The organism is Mesorhizobium sp. M2A.F.Ca.ET.039.01.1.1, from assembly GCF_003998035.1.
Taxonomy (GTDB): domain Bacteria; phylum Pseudomonadota; class Alphaproteobacteria; order Rhizobiales; family Rhizobiaceae; genus Mesorhizobium.
The window spans coordinates 1-3,028 of record NZ_RZRY01000721.1; the positions used below are offsets into that span (position 1 = coordinate 1).

Annotated in this window: 5 pseudogenes; 3 read left to right on the top strand and 2 right to left on the bottom strand. The window is 60.1% G+C overall.

The annotated features are described in order from the left end of the window. Positions 1–511: 511 nt before the first annotated feature. From EOA24_RS32485 to panC, 3 pseudogenes are all read left to right on the top strand, one after another. Positions 512–658, top strand: a pseudogene (locus EOA24_RS32485) (transposase); the annotation flags it as partial. A gap of 1 nt (position 659) precedes the next feature. Next, positions 660–1,005, top strand: a pseudogene (locus EOA24_RS32490) (3-methyl-2-oxobutanoate hydroxymethyltransferase); the annotation flags it as partial. Continuing rightward, positions 1,002–1,867: pseudogene (gene panC, locus EOA24_RS32495) on the top strand (pantoate--beta-alanine ligase). The pseudogenes EOA24_RS32490 and panC, both read left to right, overlap by 4 nt. On the opposite strand, the pseudogene istB reads toward panC, so the two are convergent. Next, positions 1,859–2,625: pseudogene (gene istB / locus EOA24_RS32500) on the bottom strand (IS21-like element helper ATPase IstB). The pseudogenes panC and istB overlap by 9 nt on opposite strands. Continuing rightward, positions 2,603–3,028, bottom strand: a pseudogene (locus EOA24_RS32505) (IS21 family transposase); the annotation flags it as partial. The pseudogenes EOA24_RS32505 and istB, both read right to left, overlap by 23 nt.

Below are 3,028 nucleotides of genomic sequence, written 5' to 3' on the forward strand. Positions count from 1 at the left end.
CACTAATATGGTATTAGTAAGTGCGAGAGCCCATGTCATGACGCGGTTGCCAGGGGGTATTGCGTTCGGGTGGGTTATCTTGGCTGGCAATGCCAACGCCCATGATTGGTACGCAGGCAAGACGGACCCTGTTCTTCATTTTAGGTGCTGTGGCAATCGAGATTGCCATCCAATCGAGTCCAGCGACGTGAGACCTACTAAGGATGGCTACTACGCCAAGCAGCCTGAACCATCCTCTCGGAATGATCCGCCGACGGGAGAGTGGTTTATCGCGAGGGACCGCGTCCAGGCCGCGCCGGATGAGCGGTATCTTATCTGTGAGTCTTTGTTTCCGACATTTCGCGTCGGCAGATACAAGATGAGATGGACGTGCTTCTTCGCGCCGCTTGGCACAGGCTCAATCACGAGCGCCGAACGTCGGCCATGAGGTAGGTTCATCGACCTAAGGATCCGAAGCAAATGGGAAGGTATGCCGCAAGTCCTGCGATTTGGTAGGGCAACGACCGCCGTCGAGCGCATCAACCACCAGCACGCCTATTCAGACGACGGCGCCTGCACCAATCAGGCCGAAAGCTTTTTCTCGCGCCCTCGCCGCACCCAGATCGGAACCCACCACCAAATCAGTGGTCGCTATCTTCGCGCCTATGCGTCGGAGATGGATCCTGCGCGATGCGACGGCGGTAGCCGAGGCTGGCGCATTCGTCGTCGTACTTGAGAAGATACCGGAGGCTCTGGCTCGGCTGATTACAGAGCAAATGGCGATCCCAACCATCGGCATCGGTGCATCGCCGGCCTGCGACGGGCAGATCCTTTGTTGTCGACGACATGCTGGGTCTGATTAGCGCTTTTCGTCCAAGATTCGTCAAACGCTACGCAGAACTTGGAAGCGACGCCGAGGCAGCGATCGCGGCATACGCAAAGGATGTGCGCGAGCGCAGCTTTCCGACCGCCGATCACGTCTTCGGCCATGAGACGGGCACAGTCACTCAAGGAGCAGCCGAATGAGCACCGCAATCGTCCGGATCGTCTCCGAACTGCGCAGCATCATTGCCGCCTGGCGCCGCGAGGGCTTGAGAATTGCCGTTGTGCCAACCATGGGATCCCTGCATGAGGGTCACCTCAACCTTGTGCAGACAGCCTTACCAAGGCTGATAGGGTGATCGTGACGCTGTTCGTCAATCCGAGGCAATTCAACAATTCCGCTGATCTGGCTGCCTATCCGCGCACGGAACACGATGACGCCGCGAAACTCGCATCTGTCGGCGCCCATATTCCTTATGCTCCCAATGCCGCCGACATTTATCCGCCAGGCTTCGCGACCACAGTTTCGGTCGGCGGTGTGAGCGAGGGGCTTTGCGGCACGTTTCGGCCCGGCCACTTCGATGGCGTGGCGACGGTGGTCACGAAGCTGCTTCTGCAAACTGGGGCCGACCTGGCGTTTTTCGGCCAGAAGGATTTTCAGCAGCTGCATGTCGTTCGCCAGCTTGTCCGTGACCTCGATATCCCAATCGAGATCATCGCTGGCCCGACGGTGCGCGAAGCCGATGGCCTGGCGATGTCGTCGCGCAACGCGCGGCTCACTTTGGCTGATCGCAACAGGGCGCCTCGGTTGGCTGAAGTCCTGGTCCAAACCGCCAGGCAGCTGAGTTCAGGAGAATCTGTACCTCGCACGCTGAGTGTCGGGCGCTAGGCGATCCTCGCCGCCGGTTTCTCACAGGTCGATTACCTCGAATTGCGCGCGGATAGTGATCTTGCCCCAATGCTCACGTTAGATCGACCCCCGCGGGTCACTTCAAATTCCCCCGGTTGGGGTCAGTCAAATTCCCCCACCTGCAAGGCAGGACAGGAAGTGGATTTGTTAGTTTGACTTTGTTTCCCGAGCAAGGGCTTCAGCGGCCTCTTTGAGGCGATAGCTGCGGCCATCGAACTCAAGCAGATGGCAATGATGCATCAGCCGGTCGAGTATCGTCGTGCTCATGGTGGTGTCTCGCAGGTACGTGCCCCAGTCCTGCACCACCCGATTGGAGGTGACGATGACGCTGCGGCGTAGTTTGTAGCGCTGATGAATCAGGGTCTGCAGCCATGCGCCGGCGTCGTCGGGGATGGCGCGTGCCAGGAACAGATCGTCCAGCACGAGGAGATCGCAGTCGATGATTGTTCGCATCCGGGCCTCGCGTTGTGCGGGGGCGTTCAGAGCGTGGCGGTGGAAGAAGTCGTCGGTCTCGAGATACTGGACCTTGTGGCTGTGCAGGATCGCCTGATAGGCAATCGCCTTGGCGATGTGGGATTTCCCGGTGCCTGGTTTGCCGACGAGCAGCGCGTTCTCGCCGGCGGCAATGAACCCCAGTGTTTGGAGCTGGAAGCAGGTTTGGCGCGGCAATTTGGGATTGAAGGACCAGTCGAACTCGGCGAGCGTCAGTTTTTCATCGAGCCCGGATTGCTGATATCGCCGCTCGATAAGGCGAGACTGGCGACGGTCCAGTTCGTCCTGCAGGATCAAGGAGAAGGTCTCCAGGAAGGGTGGTTTGCGCCCTGCGCCTGCAACACGCGCGTCTGCAGCGTGTCGCGCACGCCCGACAGGCGTAGCTGTCGCAGGCAGCGTTCAATTTCGGGTATGGTCATCATGAGGTTGGGTCTCCAGTTTGAGGTGAGAAGGCGCAGCGGCAGCGCTCGTGGTGCCGAAGCTGGTCGGGGTTGCGCAGGCGCCACGAGCGTGGATCGTAGGGACACGGTCGTCGTGAGCGTCGGCCTGGGCGCCATTGTTGCCGGCCTCGTGTCGCGCAGCGCGGCTGAAGAGGTCGCCATATTCCGCGGGGGCGCGGATCAGTGGATGATCCTGGGTGAGCTGCGAGGCCGGCTGTGGAGCTTCTTCAACCTGTTCCAGCGCGTGCTCAAACAGCCGCTCGACAGTCGCGCGTACGTGCCTGTAACGGTAGATGCCGTTGCTGATGGCATGAGCACAGGCTTGCTCGACCAGCCGTGTCGGATATTTCCGGCTCAGTCCCACAATGCCCCACATTGCGCGCTG